16 protein-coding genes and 1 tRNA gene are annotated in these 15,524 nt (G+C 62.6%); 10 read left to right on the top strand and 7 right to left on the bottom strand.

Annotation, left to right across the window (positions count from 1 at the left end):
- Nucleotides 1–10 precede the first annotated feature (10 nt).
- Nucleotides 11–1,924, bottom strand: coding sequence for a phosphomethylpyrimidine synthase ThiC (gene thiC / locus KYT87_RS27765; RefSeq protein WP_219991335.1), 1,914 nt, complete (start codon nucleotides 1,922–1,924; stop codon nucleotides 11–13).
- Nucleotides 1,925–2,316: 392 nt separating this feature from the next.
- Here thiC and KYT87_RS27760 point away from each other — a divergent pair, with 392 nt between their 5' ends.
- Nucleotides 2,317–2,880, top strand: a complete 564-nt coding sequence (locus tag KYT87_RS27760; RefSeq protein WP_046803168.1) for a hypothetical protein — start codon at nucleotides 2,317–2,319, stop codon at nucleotides 2,878–2,880.
- A 164-nt stretch (nucleotides 2,881–3,044) separates the two neighbouring features.
- On the opposite strand, the gene KYT87_RS27755 is transcribed toward KYT87_RS27760, so the two are convergent.
- The gene (locus KYT87_RS27755) at nucleotides 3,045–3,494 is read right to left on the bottom strand and encodes a helix-turn-helix domain-containing protein (RefSeq protein WP_162941286.1); all 450 of its coding nucleotides are present in this window, start codon (nucleotides 3,492–3,494) and stop codon (nucleotides 3,045–3,047) included.
- Between the two features lie 79 nt (nucleotides 3,495–3,573).
- On the opposite strand from KYT87_RS27755, the gene KYT87_RS27750 reads away from it, so the two are divergent.
- Nucleotides 3,574–4,251: a transcriptional regulator gene (locus tag KYT87_RS27750; RefSeq protein ID WP_046803170.1), complete on the top strand. Its 678-nt coding sequence runs from the start codon at nucleotides 3,574–3,576 to the stop codon at nucleotides 4,249–4,251.
- Here the strand turns inward: KYT87_RS27750 and proB are convergent.
- The 5 genes from proB to KYT87_RS27725 all read right to left on the bottom strand — a co-directional run bounded on the left by proB (nucleotide 4,248) and on the right by KYT87_RS27725 (nucleotide 8,435).
- On the bottom strand, nucleotides 4,248–5,384 hold the full coding sequence (gene proB / locus KYT87_RS27745; protein WP_046803171.1) for a glutamate 5-kinase: 1,137 nt from the start codon (nucleotides 5,382–5,384) through the stop codon (nucleotides 4,248–4,250). The genes KYT87_RS27750 and proB overlap by 4 nt on opposite strands.
- Before the next feature lie 55 nt (nucleotides 5,385–5,439).
- A complete protein-coding gene (obgE, locus tag KYT87_RS27740; protein WP_046803172.1) occupies nucleotides 5,440–6,576 on the bottom strand; it encodes a GTPase ObgE in 1,137 nt (378 codons plus the stop codon).
- Between the two features lie 191 nt (nucleotides 6,577–6,767).
- A complete protein-coding gene (gene rpmA, locus KYT87_RS27735) occupies nucleotides 6,768–7,028 on the bottom strand; it encodes a 50S ribosomal protein L27 (protein ID WP_046803173.1) in 261 nt (86 codons plus the stop codon).
- A 34-nt stretch (nucleotides 7,029–7,062) separates the two neighbouring features.
- Nucleotides 7,063–7,374, bottom strand: a complete 312-nt coding sequence (gene rplU / locus KYT87_RS27730) for a 50S ribosomal protein L21 (RefSeq protein ID WP_006216228.1) — start codon at nucleotides 7,372–7,374, stop codon at nucleotides 7,063–7,065.
- Between the two features lie 302 nt (nucleotides 7,375–7,676).
- Nucleotides 7,677–8,435: an IclR family transcriptional regulator gene (locus KYT87_RS27725; protein WP_219991334.1), complete on the bottom strand. Its 759-nt coding sequence runs from the start codon at nucleotides 8,433–8,435 to the stop codon at nucleotides 7,677–7,679.
- Between the two features lie 119 nt (nucleotides 8,436–8,554).
- Here KYT87_RS27725 and KYT87_RS27720 point away from each other — a divergent pair, with 119 nt between their 5' ends.
- The 8 genes from KYT87_RS27720 to KYT87_RS27685 all read left to right on the top strand — a co-directional run bounded on the left by KYT87_RS27720 (nucleotide 8,555) and on the right by KYT87_RS27685 (nucleotide 15,343).
- Complete coding sequence (locus KYT87_RS27720) at nucleotides 8,555–9,715, top strand: fumarylacetoacetate hydrolase family protein (protein ID WP_104142698.1); 1,161 nt, start codon at nucleotides 8,555–8,557, stop codon at nucleotides 9,713–9,715.
- Between the two features lie 154 nt (nucleotides 9,716–9,869).
- Entirely contained in the window at nucleotides 9,870–10,835 is a 966-nt protein-coding gene (ispB, locus tag KYT87_RS27715; RefSeq protein WP_046803176.1) for an octaprenyl diphosphate synthase, read from the top strand.
- 339 nt (nucleotides 10,836–11,174) lie between these two features.
- Nucleotides 11,175–11,251: transfer RNA gene (locus KYT87_RS27710), tRNA-Pro, on the top strand.
- A gap of 447 nt (nucleotides 11,252–11,698) precedes the next feature.
- Entirely contained in the window at nucleotides 11,699–12,550 is an 852-nt protein-coding gene (locus KYT87_RS27705) for a ParA family protein (protein WP_100853994.1), read from the top strand.
- Nucleotides 12,551–12,553: 3 nt separating this feature from the next.
- Nucleotides 12,554–12,952, top strand: a complete 399-nt coding sequence (locus tag KYT87_RS27700; protein WP_100853995.1) for a hypothetical protein — start codon at nucleotides 12,554–12,556, stop codon at nucleotides 12,950–12,952.
- Nucleotides 12,949–13,173 (top strand): toxin-antitoxin system protein, encoded by a 225-nt coding sequence (locus KYT87_RS27695; RefSeq protein ID WP_100853996.1) that lies wholly within the window; start codon nucleotides 12,949–12,951, stop codon nucleotides 13,171–13,173. The genes KYT87_RS27700 and KYT87_RS27695 overlap by 4 nt, the downstream gene beginning before the upstream one ends.
- On the top strand, nucleotides 13,173–14,816 hold the full coding sequence (locus KYT87_RS27690; RefSeq protein WP_100853997.1) for a hypothetical protein: 1,644 nt from the start codon (nucleotides 13,173–13,175) through the stop codon (nucleotides 14,814–14,816). Before KYT87_RS27695 ends, KYT87_RS27690 begins: the two co-directional genes overlap by 1 nt.
- Nucleotides 14,813–15,343, top strand: coding sequence for a hypothetical protein (locus KYT87_RS27685; protein ID WP_088588749.1), 531 nt, complete (start codon nucleotides 14,813–14,815; stop codon nucleotides 15,341–15,343). The genes KYT87_RS27690 and KYT87_RS27685 overlap by 4 nt, the downstream gene beginning before the upstream one ends.
- The last annotated feature ends 181 nt before the right edge of the window (nucleotides 15,344–15,524 follow it).

Genomic DNA, 15,524 nt, shown 5'->3' with positions numbered 1-15,524 from the left:
CAGTCCGCGCTTATTGCCGGTGATAGACCTCGGCACCCTTCTTCACGAACTCCACCGACTTTTCCTGCATGCCTTTCTGCAAGGCGTCCTTCTCGCTGACGCCTTGCGCCGCGGCATAGTCGCGCACGTCCTGCGTGATCTTCATGCTGCAAAAATGCGGGCCGCACATCGAGCAAAAGTGCGCCACCTTCATGGAGTCCTTCGGCAGCGTTTCGTCGTGGAATTCCTTGGCGGTGTCCGGGTCCAGCCCCAGGTTGAACTGATCGTCCCAGCGGAATTCAAAGCGCGCCTTTGACAGCGCGTTGTCGCGGATCGCCGCGCCCGGATGGCCCTTGGCCAGGTCCGCCGCATGCGCCGCGATCTTGTACGTGATGATGCCGTCCTTCACGTCTTTCTTGTTGGGCAGGCCCAAGTGCTCTTTCGGCGTCACATAGCAGAGCATCGCCGTGCCGTACCAACCGATCAGCGCGGCCCCGATGCCCGACGTGATGTGATCGTAGCCCGGCGCAATATCGGTGGTCAGCGGCCCCAGCGTGTAGAAGGGGGCTTCATGGCAGTGCTCAAGTTGCAGGCCCATGTTTTCCTTGATCAGGTGCATCGGCACGTGGCCCGGCCCCTCGATCATCACCTGCACGTCGTGCTTCCACGCCACCTGCGTCAATTCGCCCAAGGTCTTCAATTCCGCGAATTGCGCTTCGTCATTGGCGTCGTAGCCCGAGCCCGGACGCAGCCCGTCGCCCAGCGAGAAGCTCACGTCATACGCCTTCATGATCTCGCAGATGTCTTCAAAGCGCTCGTACAGGAAGCTTTCCTTGTGATGCGCCAGACACCACTTGGCCATGATCGAGCCACCGCGCGACACGATGCCCGTCATGCGATCCGCCGTCATCGGAATGAACGGCAGCCGCACGCCCGCGTGAATGGTGAAGTAGTCCACGCCTTGCTCGGCCTGTTCGATAAGCGTGTCGCGAAAGATCTCCCACGTCAGGTCCTCGGCCTTGCCATCCACCTTTTCCAGCGCCTGGTAGATCGGCACAGTGCCGATGGGCACCGGCGAATTGCGGATGATCCATTCGCGCGTTTCGTGGATGTGCTTGCCGGTGGACAGATCCATCACCGTGTCGCCGCCCCAGCGTATCGCCCACGTCATCTTCTCGACTTCTTCGCCGATGCCCGAGCTGACGGCCGAATTGCCGATGTTGGCGTTGATCTTCACCAGGAAGTTGCGGCCGATAGCCATCGGCTCGACTTCGGGGTGGTTGATGTTGGCCGGGATGATGGCGCGCCCGCGCGCGATTTCGTCACGCACGAATTCCGGCGTGATGGCGGCGGGGATGGCGGCGCCGAACGATTGGCCGGGGTGCTGGCGCAGCAGGCGCTTGACCATCTTTTCGCCATCGGGACCGCTGTCGCGCAACGTTTGCAGGTAGTGCTCGCGGCGCAGGCTTTCGCGGATCGCCACGAATTCCATTTCCGGCGTGATGATGCCGCGCCGCGCATAGTGCATCTGCGATACGTTGGCGCCCGCCTTGGCGCGTCGCGGCGGGCGTTGCAGGTCGAACCGCATCGCCGTCAGCTTCGGGTCGGTCAGGCGCGCCTTACCGTAGTCGCTGGTCGGGCCGGACAGCACGTCGGTGTCGGCGCGCTCTTCGATCCAGGCGCGGCGCAGCTCGGGCAGGCCGCGGCGGATATCGATCTTGGCATCGGGGTCGGTGTAGGGGCCGCTGCAATCGTAGACGGTCAGCGGCGGGTTTTTTTCCCCGCCGAACATGGTCGGCGTGTCGTCCTGCTCGATCTCGCGAAACGGCACGCGGATGTCGGGGCGCGAGCCCGTCTCATACACACGGCGCGATCTGGGCAGCGGTGCGACGGCCGCCGCGTCGACTTCGGCGGTAGCGGCCAGGAATTTGGGATTGGCGTTCATGGAAAGCTCCAAGCAAGTGGTTGGAGCCGATCGGGAATGGACTTCCGCCAGGCGTGCAGCGACGCCTGGCGGAAATACGGCTCCCAGCATCGGCATTATCCGTACTGGTACGAAGGGACTCTCTCAACCCGGCGCCGCCTGAAAAGGCGGGACGAGTACCCCTGCGCGAAAGCGAAGTATAGATCGCGCCAACGCGGCCCGGCGCATATGATGATTTGTGCGCATGAAATCATTCAAAGAACGCTTGCTTCCGAGAGCTGGTATTACTGCTTTACATTTGGATTCAGTCTGGGGCGACACCGTCATTTAGGTTCGGTACACTTTTTTCCAACCAAACGCCCGGCCTGCCATCGACTCGCCGGGCATAGCTAACTTAAAAGAAGGAATCGAGCATGCAACTGACCCTACGCAAATTGGCGCCCGCCCTGGTTGTCGTGACGTTGGCGCTGGCGGGTTGCAAGACCGCCCCGACGAAACCGTCCGGCGCCGCGGCCACGCCCGAAGCCGGCCAGCAGTCGAGCGTGCCGGCTACCGCATCGTCGGTGGACTTCTACCTGGCGCAACAACAGCCCGGCCCCGGCCTGCGCGAAATCGCACTGCCCGACGGCAAGCTCTACATGCAGGAAGTGCCCGTGCTGACGCGCGCGGATCTCACCGACGCCGCCGCGCTGGTCGACCGCCAAGGCCAGAACTTCGTGGGCCTGCGCTTCTCTGAAGCCGGCGCGCGCAAGCTGACCGACGTCAGCACCAAGAACGTCGGCAACCGCTTGGCGCTGGTGATCGATCAGGAACTGGTCGCCGCCCCGAGCATCGCCGAACCCCTGAACCGTGGCGTGTTGGCCTTTGGTGTCGCCTCGGCGCAAGCCGCGTCCGAAATCGCCGCCAAGATCCGTGGTGATGCACCGCCCGCTCCGGCTGCCGGCGGCGCCGCGCCCGCACCTACGCCCAAGCCCTGATCACTGATCACCGATCTTCCTGCGGATAAGCCGAGGTCGCAAAAGCGGCAGAAGTTGGTTATTTGCAGGCGCTTGAATCAAAATATCCGCACCGAAAGGTGCGGATATTTTTTTGCCCGCAACCGACGGCGCGGCCATCGCGCGCATCGGATGGGCGGGATGAATCAGCCGATTTTGCGGCCGCGCGGCTTGACCGTGCGACGCGCTTGCGCGGTCTCGATGAAGGTTTGCGTCAGTGCTTCAAGCATGGCGCGATCATCGGGTGTCAGGCCGTCGAATTGCGACGGCGCAATGTTGGGAAACGGCCAGGGCGCTTGCGGACGGGGCCGTCGGGCCATGCGTGGCATGGTCTCGGCGACGCCCGCTGCGGGCAGCGTATCTGACAGGTCATAGCCTTCCATGGGCAGTTCCATGGGACCCTTACCGGTCTCCAACCACTCAGGCTCAATCTTCAGAATCTGCGCAAGCTTACGGACGGACCGGCTGGAATGCCGGAGCCCGTTTTCGTAACTGGCGATTGCACTTTGCGAGATTCGCGCAAGACGAGCGAGCGTCTTCTGCGTGTGACCACGCAGAAGACGGGCTTGCTTCAATCGGTCTGAAAATGTCTTCACGAGTCGATTGAAGCTTGCTCATGATTTACTTTGGTGGTTATAAGCATTACCTGGGTGATAGTTTTGGAGGCGAGGACACATGCATGAACGGGGCAACGTGTTCGTCGTGCAACTTGATGAAATGACGAGCAATCATTTTGTCGCTGCTTTGCGTGATTTTCAATGGCAGGTCAGCGCGTGCGCGTCACCGGACGAGCTTTTCGAACGGCTGCGCACGGACGATGTCGACGCGATGGTGTTGCGTGGGCAGGGCGCCGAGGTCCCCAAGCTGATCGCGGCCTTGCGCCGCGCGGCGCCGGACGCGGCGGTGGTGTGGCAGTCGCCGGTGGCCTCGGCGCGCGAACGGGTCGAGGCGCTGGAGGCGGGCGTGGACTTTTATAGTTCGGCCCGTATGGAGCCCGAGGAATGGGACGCGTTGCTGCGCAATGTGCGGCGCCGGCTCTTGCCGCCTTCCACCGACGGCCCTGCATGGCGCTTGGACCAACGCGTGCTGTCAGGCCCGGCCGGCGAACGCTTGCCATTGACGCTGACCGAACGCGACTTTTTTGTCCGCTTGCTAAGGGCGCCCGGCCAGTGCCTGCGGCGCGATCGCTTCTTTCCGTGCAATCCTCGCGAGGGCGCACGCAGCGTTGACGTGCTGGTGTCGCGGCTGCGCACCAAGGCGCGCCGCTTCGATATTGAACTGCCGGTGTTGGCCGTGCGCGGTTGGGGCTATATCCTGCTGCAGCACAGCCCGCCGCAGGAGCCGCAGGATTAGAGAACGACCAGGTTATCCCGATGCATGAGCTCGGGTTCGGTCATGCTGCCCAGGATGCGAGCGATCTGCGACGAAGGCTGGCGCAGGATGCGTCGCGTATCGACAGACGAATAGTTGATGAGACCGCGCGCGCATTCGATGCCCTGGCTGTCCACGCAGGCCACCACGTCGCCACGGCCGAACTCGCCTTGCACGTCAGTCACGCCGATGGGCAAGAGGCTCTTGCCTTCGCGCATCAGGGCCTGCACGGCGCCGTCGTCCAGCACCACGCGGCCACGCAGGCGCAGGTGGTCGGCCAGCCACTGCTTGCGGGCGGACCACACGGGCAGCACGGCGCGCAGTTCGCTGCCGATGCATTCGCCCTGTGCCAATCGCGTCAGCACGTTGCGCTCGCGGCCCGAGGCAATGATGGTGTGCGCGCCGCTGTGCGCCGCGCGCTTGGCGGCCAGCACCTTGGTCAGCATGCCGCCCGTGCCGATGCCGCTGCCTGCGCCGCCGGCCATCGCTTCCAGCGCCGGGTCGCCCGCTTGCGCGTGCGACATGAATGTAGCGTCGGGATTCTTGCGAGGATCGGAATCGTACAAACCGCGCTGATCCGTCAGGATGATCAGCGTGTCGGCTTCGATCAGATTGGTGACCAGCGCGCCCAGCGTGTCGTTGTCGCCGAGGCGGATTTCGTCGGTGACGACCGTGTCGTTTTCGTTCACGATCGGCACCACGCCCAGGCGCAGCAGCGCGAACAGCGTGCTGCGGGCGTTCAGGTAGCGGTGGCGATCGGCCAGGTCTTCGTGCGTCAGCAAAATCTGCGCGGTGCGCAGGCCGTACTCGGCGAACGCCGCTTCGTAAGCCTGGCACAGGCCCATCTGGCCGACGGCGGCGGCGGCTTGCAATTCGTGCATGACGGAAGGGCGCTTGCGCCAGCCCAGCCGCGCCATGCCTTCGGCGATGGCGCCACTGGAGACCAGCACGATCTGCTTGCCCTGCTTGTGCAAGGCAGCGATCTGCGAGGCCCAGTGCGCGACGGCGGCGCGGTCCAGGCCGCGGCCTTCGTTGGTGACCAGCGACGAGCCAACTTTGGCGACCAGGCGCTGGGCGTGGGTGACGACGGAAACGGCAGGTGTTTCAGCAGACATGGTAGGCGCCGGCTGCGGCGAAAAAAGACGTAATCGAAAGGACTGCGATTATGGCTTATTCGTCACCGCCGCGCGGCGCGGCCGGCTTGTCGGCGTCGGACCGCGTGTCGTCAAAGCGGGGGTCCGGCGCCACATAGGTGCCGTCCGCCTGGTCGCTCGACAGGTGTTCCTTTTCGCGCTCGGCGTCCAGGTAGTCTTGCAGCGCGTACAGCAGGTCTTGCGTGCCTTCGCCCGTCAGGCCGGAAATGGCGAACACGGGGCCCTTCCAGTCGTACAGTTCCAGGAAGCGGCGCTTGGTGTCTTCGGGGTCCGGCACCATGTCCAGCTTGTTCAGCACCAACCAGCGCGGCTTGGCGGCCAGTTCGGGGTCGTAGCGGCGCAGCTCTTCGACGATGGCGCGCGCATCGACCACGGCTTGCTCGACCGGATCCGCATCGGGGTCGGGGGTTGACACGTCAACCAAGTGCAGCAGCACGCGGGTGCGCGCCAGGTGGCGCAGAAACAGGTGGCCCAGGCCGGCGCCTTCGGACGCGCCTTCGATCAGGCCGGGAATGTCGGCCACGACGAAGCTGCGCGACGGCGACGTACGCACGACGCCCAGGTTAGGGTGCAACGTGGTGAACGGGTAGTCGGCGATCTTCGGCTTCGCGTTCGAGATGCGCGTGATCAGCGTCGACTTGCCGGCGTTGGGCATGCCCAGCAGGCCCACGTCCGCCAGCACCTTCAGTTCCATGCGCAGGTAGCGATGTTCGCCTTCCTTGCCGGGCGTCCACTGGCGCGGGGCGCGGTTCAAGCTGGACTTGAAGTGGATGTTGCCCATGCCGCCCTGGCCACCGGCAGCCAGCACGACCTTTTGGTCATGGGTGTCCATGTCGAACAGGACTTCGCCGGTTTCGGCGTCATGGATAACGGTGCCCACGGGCACGCGCAGGGTGATGTCCGGAGCCGCTGCGCCGTATTGGTCCGAGCCGCGGCCGTTCTCGCCGCCCTTGGCGCGATGCAGGCGTGCGTAGCGGAAATCGATCAGCGTGTTGATATTGCGGTCTGCAACGGCATAGATGGTGCCGCCGCGGCCGCCGTCGCCGCCGTCCGGGCCCCCTTTGGGGATGAACTTTTCGCGGCGAAAGCTCGCCACGCCATTGCCGCCTTTGCCGGCGACCACTTCAATGGTGGCTTCGTCTACGAATTTCATGGTGTCTGCGCGTGTAGTGGGTAAATAGGACAGTTGCCCGCCATGGGGCGCTGCCAGGTGGCATTGGAAACTTTACTCGCCAATTGCCATAAACAAAAAAGCTTAAAACAAAAAAGCCCTGCCGCATGCGACAGGGCTTTTGCCGTTCGGCAACGCGGTAAACCGCGTTGCGCTGACCGTGGCTAGTCCGATTACTCGGCAGCGATGATCGAAACGGTTTGCTTGTTCAACGCGCCCTTGAAGCCGAATTGAACCTTGCCGTCGATCAGCGCGTACAGGGTGTGGTCCTTGCCCATGCCGACGTTCACGCCAGCGTGGAAACGAGTACCGCGCTGACGCACGATGATCGAACCAGCGGGAATCAGTTCACCGCCGAAAGTCTTGACGCCCAGACGCTTTGATTCTGAGTCGCGTCCGTTTCGCGTAGAGCCGCCGCCCTTTTTCTGTGCCATGTTTAGCTCCTGCTAAGTGGTACCGAGTCGCTACTTAAGCCGTGATGGCTTCGATGCGGATTTCGGTGTAGTTCTGACGGTGGCCCTGACGCTTCTGATAGTGCTTGCGACGGCGCATCTTGAAGATCTTGACCTTGTCGTGGCGGCCTTGCGCAAGAACCGTTGCCTTGACCACAGCGCCGGAGACGAGGGGCGTGCCAACTTTCAGTTGGTCGCCTTCGCCCACGGACAGCACTTGGTCCAGGGTGATTTCTTGCCCAATGTCTGCCGGTATCTGTTCTATCTTGAGTTTTTCGCCAGCGGCAACGCGATACTGCTTGCCACCGGTTTTTACGACCGCGTACATGGGGTGTTCCTTAAATAGGTAAATGGGTTCATTCGCGCGGCCCGCCCTGCTGGGTGGGATTGCCACTTTGGAAGGTTCGCTTTCCAGTCCGTGTGCCGGCATTTGACATGCGGCGGGCCAGAAGGAAAGGGGCCTGACTGCCAGGTACCGGGCGGAAATATCCCGAACAAGGCACCCAAAGGGTTTACGCGAACAACCGACGTAATTCGGGCATTGCTGACCGAATCCGCAATATTAGCGCGTGACTTTTCAAAAGTCAAAAACCTGTTGTGGGCTAAGGGCTTAGGTGTGGCGCAGGGGCTTCAGGCGGGCGCCACCACGCGCTGGGAGACGTGACGCGCCACCCGGCGGATGCCCTCCATGATGTCGCGCCGGTGGGCGTCGTCCAGCCGGTCGGTGGGTATCGACGTGCTGACCGCCACGCGCTTGCCCGTGGGCGTGACGCCCACATACGCGGCGTAGCAGACCAGGCCGGTGGCCAGTTCTTCCTGATCGTGGCCCAGCCCTGTCTGGCGCACCTTGTCCAATTCCTGATACAGCGCGTCGCGCGTGGCCAGCGTGCGGTCCGTCACGCGGGGCAGCGGGTCGGGCACGCTGGCGGCCAGGGCGTCGGGATCCAGGCTGGCCAGCAGCACTTTGCCCAGCGCGCAAGCATGGGCGGGCAGGCGCATGCCCAAGTCGGAGACCAGCCGCACGGGGCGGCGGGCGTCCTCGCGGGCGATGTAGACCACGTCAAAGCCATCCAGCGCCGCCAGCTGCACGACTTCATTGCAGCGGGTCACGAACTCGCCGGCCGCCTCGTGGAACGCGGCTTGCAGGCCGTCGTGGCGCAGGTAGGCGAAGCCCAGCGACATCAGCTCGATGCCGATCAGGTAGCCGCCGTCCTTGCGTTCGATCCAGCGGCGCTGTTCCAGGCAGTCCAGCAACAGGTACAGCGTGCTTTTGGGCAGCTTGCAGGCCTGCGCCAGTTCGGCGGCCTTGACGGGGGTGCGGCGGCTGGCCAGCACCCGCAGGATGTCGTGGGTACGGCGTATGGCGGGCACATCGTAGTCGGCGGTCATGTCTGTTTGTCCAACCTATTGGACTGCAATTCAGAATGTTGGACATGATAACGGCCTTCTTCTAGACTCGTTGCACCTTTATTGAAATGCCGCCCAGTCGGCATAAAGCGTGGAGACTCATGAACATAGACAACGCATTGCCCGTCGACCTGGCGGGCGCCTTGCTGGTGGGCCGTGTTTGGCGGCCGGCCCCGGTGGACGGGCCCAGCGTCGTGGTGGTGCGCAACGGCGAGGTGTTTGACATCACCGCCGTGGCCCCCACCGTGTCCGATCTGCTGGATCGCCCCGATCGCGTCACGCTGGCCAAAGGCGCGGCAGGCGAATCGCTGGGCGACGTGCGCGCGCTGATGGCCGCCACCTTGCAAGGGCAAGACGGGCCGCGCCTGTTGGCGCCGTGCGATCTGCAACCCATCAAGGCCGCCGGCGTCACGTTCGCCATCAGCCTGCTGGAGCGGATGATCGAGGAAGAAGCGGGCGGCGACGCCAGCCGCGCCGATGAAATCCGTGTGCGGATGCAGGCCTTGATCGGCTCGGATCTGTCTCGCTTGCGCCCCGGGTCCGCCGAAGCCATCAAGCTGAAAGCCGAATTGGTGGAACGCGGGCAGTGGTCGCAATACCTGGAAGTGGGCATCGGCCCCGACGCCGAGATTTTCTCGAAGACGCCCGCGATGGCATCGGTGGGATACGGCGCGCAGATCGGCGTGCTGCCCGAATCGCAGTGGAACAACCCCGAGCCCGAGATCGTGCTGGCCGTGGACAGCCGTGGCGAGATCGTGGGCGCCACGTTAGGCAACGACGTCAACCTGCGTGACATCGAAGGTCGCAGCGCCTTGCTGCTGACCAAGGCCAAGGACAACAACGGGTCATGCGCCATCGGCCCCTTCATCCGCTTGTTCGATGGGGATTTCGACCTGGACAGCGTGCGCCACGCCGATGTGTCGCTGCGCATCGACGGCGCGGACGGCTTCGCGCTGGACGGCGTCAGCCACATGCGCGAAATCAGCCGCGACCCCCAGGACCTGGTACGCCAGGCTTTTGGCGCGCACCACCAGTACCCCGACGGCTTCATGCTGTTCCTGGGCACGATGTTCTCGCCCAGCCAGGACCGCAAGGGTCCTGGCACCGGCTTCACGCACAAGCTGGGCGATCGCGTCCAGATCGCGTCCGAGCGTATCGGCGCGCTGGTCAACGATGTGCAGTTGGCCACCGAGATCACACCGTGGACGTTCGGCGTGCGGGCCCTGTACGCCAACCTGGCCAAGCGCGGCCTGGTTCGATAGGGCGGCGACCGGCGCGCTTGCGCTGACTGGGGGGCGGCAGCGGGCCGCCCCGCACCCGCCGCACCCCGTATAATCGCTGGTCGAATCCCCCGCCATTCCTGGCGGCCCAGCGGTAAGAGCCCCCTCGCGGCTCGTTTCACTTGTCGGATACGTCTTGAATCTCCCCGCGCTTATTGCCCCCATTGCTGACGATATGAAGGCTGTCGACGCGGTCATCCGCGAGCGGCTGAATTCGGACGTGGTCCTGATCCGCACAATCGGCGACTACATCATTGGCGCGGGCGGCAAGCGCATGCGCCCGGCCATGGTCTTGATGGTGGCGCGCGCGCTGGGCTACGAAGGCACGCATCACCAACTGCTGGCCGCCGTCGTGGAATTCATCCACACCGCAACATTGCTGCATGACGACGTGGTCGACGAATCCGACCTGCGCCGCGGCCGCGAAACGGCCAACGCCGTGTTCGGCAACGCCGCCAGCGTGCTCGTTGGCGATTACCTGTATTCGCGTTCGTTCGAAATGATGGTCGAAGCCGACTCGATGCGCATCATGAGCATCCTGTCCGAAGCCACCACGGTGATCGCCGAAGGCGAGGTCTTGCAGCTGCTGAACGTGCACGACCCCGACGTCTCGCAAGACCGCTACCTGCAAGTGGTGCGCTACAAGACCGCCAAGCTGTTCGAAGCTGCCGCCCAGGTGGGCGCGGTGCTGGCAGGCGCCACGCCCGAACAGGAAGCCGCCGCCGCCGCCTATGGCCGCCACGTCGGCACCGCGTTCCAGCTGGTTGACGACGTGCTGGACTACAGCGGCGACGCCGCCGCGTTGGGCAAGAACGTGGGCGACGACCTGCGCGAAGGCAAGCCCACGCTGCCGCTGATCCGCGTGATGGAAGTGGGCTCGCCCGAACAACAACAACTGATTCGCGACGCCATCAAGACGGGCGACGCCGATTTCGCCGCCGTGGCCGCAGCCATTCAGGCCACCGACGCGCTTGAACACGCCCGCCTGGCCGCTGTGGCCGAAGCGGATCGGGCTCGCGAAGCGCTGTCGATTTACCCCGTTTCGCCTTTTCTGAATTCTCTGCTAGAATTCTGCGCTTTCGCGGTGAATAGAGATCGCTGAAGCCGAAATCCACAGCGGCGCTGAAGTTGGGCGTAGCTAGCTGGTTTGAAAGCGGGTGGGTTGTTGAAGCCAAAAGCAAAAGCTAAACGCAGAAGCCAAAGCAACCAAAGCAAAACCTGATTTTCAAAAAAGCGGAATATAGGTTCTAATAGCGGTCGCTGTTGAAACGGCGGTGATGGAAAGCGAAGGTGGGAAGCGAAAGCAAAGTCACCAGAGCATAGTCGCCGCAGCAGTCGCGAGACATGCAGCGGAAAGAAAAAACTTGGTAGCACTGAGCGCCGCTAAGTTGGTAGTACGAGTTTGTCAGCGCGGTTTTTCAGCGTGGCAAATTCACTGAATCGGGGCGTAGCTCAGCCTGGTAGAGTACTGCGTTCGGGACGCAGGAGTCGGAGGTTCGAATCCTCTCGCCCCGACCACTCATTTGTGGTCGAATTTTTGGTGGTGTTCTCGACACCAGCAGCAATAGCCGGAATCGCGAAAGCGACGCCGGCTTTTTTGCGTTTGCTCTCTTCCTGCGCCAGCAGGATGAACGTCGTGTCGATCGCGACACCGGCTTCCTGAGCCATCAGCATAGCAGTCCGGTAATCCGGCAAGTGCGTGCCTTTCACATAGCGATCCAGGGTCTGTTGTTTCAGACCCCACGCCTTCGCCATGCTGTTCACGCTGCGCCCCTTGAGCGCGGCTTCCACAAATTCCTGATATTCCATCGCAGTCCTATCTTGCCGAATTACACGGATTCGGGTAACGTCGCTCTGAATTACACAAAATCGTGTAACACAGAACTGTGTTTTAGCTAACGATAACCGCCCTTGAACGGGTATGCAACTGGGCCGAAGGGCCCCACGCCGAAATAGAGGAACGCCATGCCACACGTGATCGCTGTCGCGTCCACCAAAGGTGGAGTCACGAAAACGACAACCTGCGCCAATCTCGCGGGAATATTCGCCGATTTTGGAATGCAGGTCTTGCTGTTCGATGCTGATGAACAGAACAGCTTGACCAAGTACTACCCCATCGAGCACAGGGCCGAGCATGGCCTGACGCGCGTCGTCACGCGTGGCGGCCTCGTCACTGAAGATTGCATCAGCAAAACGTCAATCCAAGGTATCGACATCGTTTGCTCGGACGCGGTATCAGGCAATCTGCAGACATGGTTGAAGGACCGCGAAGACCGGCTTTTAATTTTGCGCCGAGCGGTCCGGCGCTCCGCAGCCGTCGACAAGTACCACGTGATCATCATCGACACGCAGGGCGCGGCGGGTGAGCTGCAGAAGACTGCTGCTATGGCGGCGGACGTGATCCTGTCGCCCATCAAACCCGACGTGCTGTCGGCGGCTGAATTCGCCGACGGCACGCTAAGGATGATGGACTCGTTAAACAGCCTGTCCGACTTCGGTACCGACTTCCGCAGCGGAGACTTGTACGTGGTGATTAGCGCCTTGGAGCGCAATAACAATGCACGTCAGGTCGCGGATCAGATCCGTCGTAGCTTCGCAGGCCATAAGCAGGTCAAAGGAATTCTGAACACTGTGGTGCCGCATGCCGCTGCCTATACCGCAGCGGCGACCGCACGGGTCCCTGTTCACCAGTACGACCGCCGAAAAGTCGATAAGGCGCCGTGGGACGTGATGCACCGCCTTGCCTGGGAACTATTCCCGGCATTGAGCGGCATTTATGTGGACGGTCAAGGCCAGGCTGAAGAAGTGGAGGCCTGAGCTATGAAAACCGCCACTCGAATGCTCGACCTGCCCGATATCGGTGAGCTGTTTCGGGCAACCGCTCCCGCCGCAGGGGAGCAGCCGCCGCTCACTTTTTACGTAGCGGTGTCACCAGATCACGCACCGCTGGAAATGCGCCGCGCGCGCGCCGCTGCGGTGGTTCAAACTGCCCTCCTCGCTATGCGACCCATCGGCCTAGAACCCGCAGCAACGGCCCCGGCCGAAGTCGTCAGCTTCAGCGAAATGCGCCGCATGGGCGTGTCGAAGAGTGAAGCAGCTCGCATATTCGAGGACCCCGTCCTCCACCGCTGCGTCCCCCATCCCATATTCATCGTGCCCGACCCTGTGCCGTATCTGAACGCGTGGTCGGCCATCAGCTCCGGGAGGATCGAGCCGTGACTACAAACAAGGAATTAGCGCTCCAGCACTTGGATACCGAACTAGGTCTGCTGCACCGTGCAACGCCCGAATCATCCGAGCGCGCCCTGCACCTTGGGATCGTTCTGGGCGCGGTAAGTGCGTATAGGAACCTGGGCGTGCTTGGCGAAGATGATCTGGTCTTCATGGCCACTGCGCTTGCCGGCGAAGACGACAAGCTTCCGATCCTGAGGGGCCACTGATGAAGCCGGCCTCAAAGAGAATCGACCTCACCCAGATGATCGCTTCGCGGTTGAGCGAGAGGTCGCCCGAACCCGCAGCCATCGACTCGGCCCTGACGAACGTCATAACCCTGAACGTTCGGGACGATTGTCGGCTGTACGAGCGCAACCCGCGTACGGTCCGCAATGAGAAATACGACGAAATTAAGGAGTCCGTGCGCAAGCGTGGCCTCGATCAGCTGATCTCCGTGACGCAGAGGCCAGGAGAGAAGCACTACATCCCGGCGAAGGGCGGAAATACCCGCCTGGAGATCTTGCAGGAACTGGTCGCCGAGGGCGAAAGCCAATTCCTGCACATGGACTTCGTTATGGTTCCTTACCGTAGCGAAGCCGCCTTGCTCGCCGCGCACATGGTTGAAAACGACCAACGTTCTGGCCTTCTGTTTTGGGACGCTGCTCGCTCGACTTTTGACCTCAAGCAGGAATGGGAACGCGAGCGAGGATCGCCACTTTCCCTGCGGGATTTCTCTGAGCTGCTTAAAGCCGAGGAGGGTATACAGGCGTCGCCGGCGCTTCTTAGCCACTACGGCTTCACCATGAAGCACCTTTCGGAGCTGGCGTGCGCCGCAACGCATCTCTCTAGGCGTGATGTACAGGACCGCTTCATCCCGGCGCGCAGCCGTCTGGCGACCGTTGCGGCCAAGCTCGGCGCCGACGCTAATCTGGAACAGGCATGGACGCTAGCAGTCGACCACATGCGCGATCGCTACGTCGCCACAAGAGCTCTGGACTTTGCGGCATTCAATGCACGCCTCGAAGAGAACTTCGGGCAGCGTACCCAACTCGCGACGGACGAGATCCAACGCGCGGTTTTACTCATCCAGGCTGACTCGGACATCGACGCGATCACCCTCATGCGCGAAGCGAAGCGGCCAAGTTCGACCATTCCTGGCTCAGCCATCGGGGATGGCACTACGCAAGGCGAAAGCGTTTCATCGCTAGGGGCGTCGCTCAGCACCGATGTGGATACCGCCCCGCCGATACCGCGCGTTGAGGTAAAGACACCGTCCGCCGACCGACCACGCGACCGTCGTAGTGCGTCCTCCGAATCCCCCACGCAGCCGACAGAACGACGCGCAGATAGCCGCGAAGCGGCCGAGCGCGAGCTCTGGCACTCCCTGGAGGACCTTGTCGCAGCCAGCCATCTTCAAGGGTGCCTCATGGCCATCGAGGAACTTCCCTTGCGTTTCATGGTGGAAGTCCCCGCAGACGTAGGGCATGGCCGTGGCTCCCTGCAAGAGCAGGCTCTGCAGGGGGGGGAGAAGGCAGAACGCTACTACGCGTGGTGGTGGCTTGTGCTCTTGTCGCAACAGAACACGCCAGCAGGACTGCTGGTCATTCCGGAAACGGACTTCAAACGGCATGCCGATAGTACCGACGCCTGGCAGGAAGCCTGCGAGGCGCTGCTCGGCGATCCCGTCTACGCGGATGGGTCCTATCACGTCGTGAGGCGTATGACCGATCCAAGCGACGCCACGGGCCCGTTGTACCTCCGGGTGATCCAGGCCGTGCGCATGTTCAACGAAGCCTTTCCCGAGCGATCCAGCGATGCATTTTGGCATTCGGTTGGCGTGCCTCTGGAGCTGATTGGAGGTGTGTCTTGAATTTCTTGGAGCTGACCCATCCGACGCTAAAGCGCAAAGCGTTGCGCGAGCTGAATCAGCAAATTCGTCGGCGTGCGTATGCCGACGGCGCAATACCCGAGCAAACGGCCGAGCTTCTCATGGCCGGCCTTCGCGACCGCGGGCTCGACGCCATGCTGCCGGCAGTGACTGTGCGGATCTACGTCGACCAGGAGGCGCTGGTGGCGCAGCAAAGCGAACACCAGCAACGCCAGCAGCATATGGAGCAGCTTCGGAAGTTCGTCCGCGCCCAAGCAAGCGGGTCGCTGATCCGAGCGCTATTTCCCTCGATACCAGCTGCGGAGGTGGAGCAGATCCGCACGCAAATGCGTTTGAGTCAGCCCGGACCAGCCGTGGAGCTAGATCCTGGCGAGTATCTGCGCGTCCATAGCATCTGGAAAGAACTGCACAGCACCACTGTAGACGTCCGTGAACGATATCTCGCGCTTCACGATGCGTTCCCTCAGCACACGCTGCTGACGCTGTTTGCCGCACTTAACCAACGCTAACCGGAGGTGGTCGATGAGTTCGGAAAAAACTGCGGTTTCCACGGTCTCTCAAGCCTCTGGCTATGAAGGCGCCGCGCCTGTCACTGTGCTCAAAGGCACGCCGGCGCTGCGTCCTCTTACGTACACGCTCGCAATGCGGCGGGTCGTGGAGCGGGCAGCGGATCAACCGCCCATGAAAGCC

Source organism: Achromobacter sp. ES-001 (assembly GCF_019448355.1).
Lineage (GTDB): Bacteria > Pseudomonadota > Gammaproteobacteria > Burkholderiales > Burkholderiaceae_B > Achromobacter > Achromobacter spanius_B.
Note: the sequence above shows the minus strand (reverse complement) of the source record. Positions and strands in the feature narration are given on the sequence as shown.

Coding starts and splice junctions, on each gene's coding strand:
- thiC (WP_219991335.1), bottom strand. CDS start 1,924: ATGAACGCCAATCCCAAATTCCTGGCCGCTACCGCCGAAGTCGACGCG.
- KYT87_RS27760 (WP_046803168.1), top strand. CDS start 2,317: ATGCAACTGACCCTACGCAAATTGGCGCCCGCCCTGGTTGTCGTGACG.
- KYT87_RS27750 (WP_046803170.1), top strand. CDS start 3,574: ATGCATGAACGGGGCAACGTGTTCGTCGTGCAACTTGATGAAATGACG.
- proB (WP_046803171.1), bottom strand. CDS start 5,384: ATGTCTGCTGAAACACCTGCCGTTTCCGTCGTCACCCACGCCCAGCGC.
- obgE (WP_046803172.1), bottom strand. CDS start 6,576: ATGAAATTCGTAGACGAAGCCACCATTGAAGTGGTCGCCGGCAAAGGC.
- rpmA (WP_046803173.1), bottom strand. CDS start 7,028: ATGGCACAGAAAAAGGGCGGCGGCTCTACGCGAAACGGACGCGACTCA.
- rplU (WP_006216228.1), bottom strand. CDS start 7,374: ATGTACGCGGTCGTAAAAACCGGTGGCAAGCAGTATCGCGTTGCCGCT.
- KYT87_RS27725 (WP_219991334.1), bottom strand. CDS start 8,435: ATGACCGCCGACTACGATGTGCCCGCCATACGCCGTACCCACGACATC.
- KYT87_RS27720 (WP_104142698.1), top strand. CDS start 8,555: ATGAACATAGACAACGCATTGCCCGTCGACCTGGCGGGCGCCTTGCTG.
- KYT87_RS27705 (WP_100853994.1), top strand. CDS start 11,699: ATGCCACACGTGATCGCTGTCGCGTCCACCAAAGGTGGAGTCACGAAA.
- KYT87_RS27700 (WP_100853995.1), top strand. CDS start 12,554: ATGAAAACCGCCACTCGAATGCTCGACCTGCCCGATATCGGTGAGCTG.
- KYT87_RS27690 (WP_100853997.1), top strand. CDS start 13,173: ATGAAGCCGGCCTCAAAGAGAATCGACCTCACCCAGATGATCGCTTCG.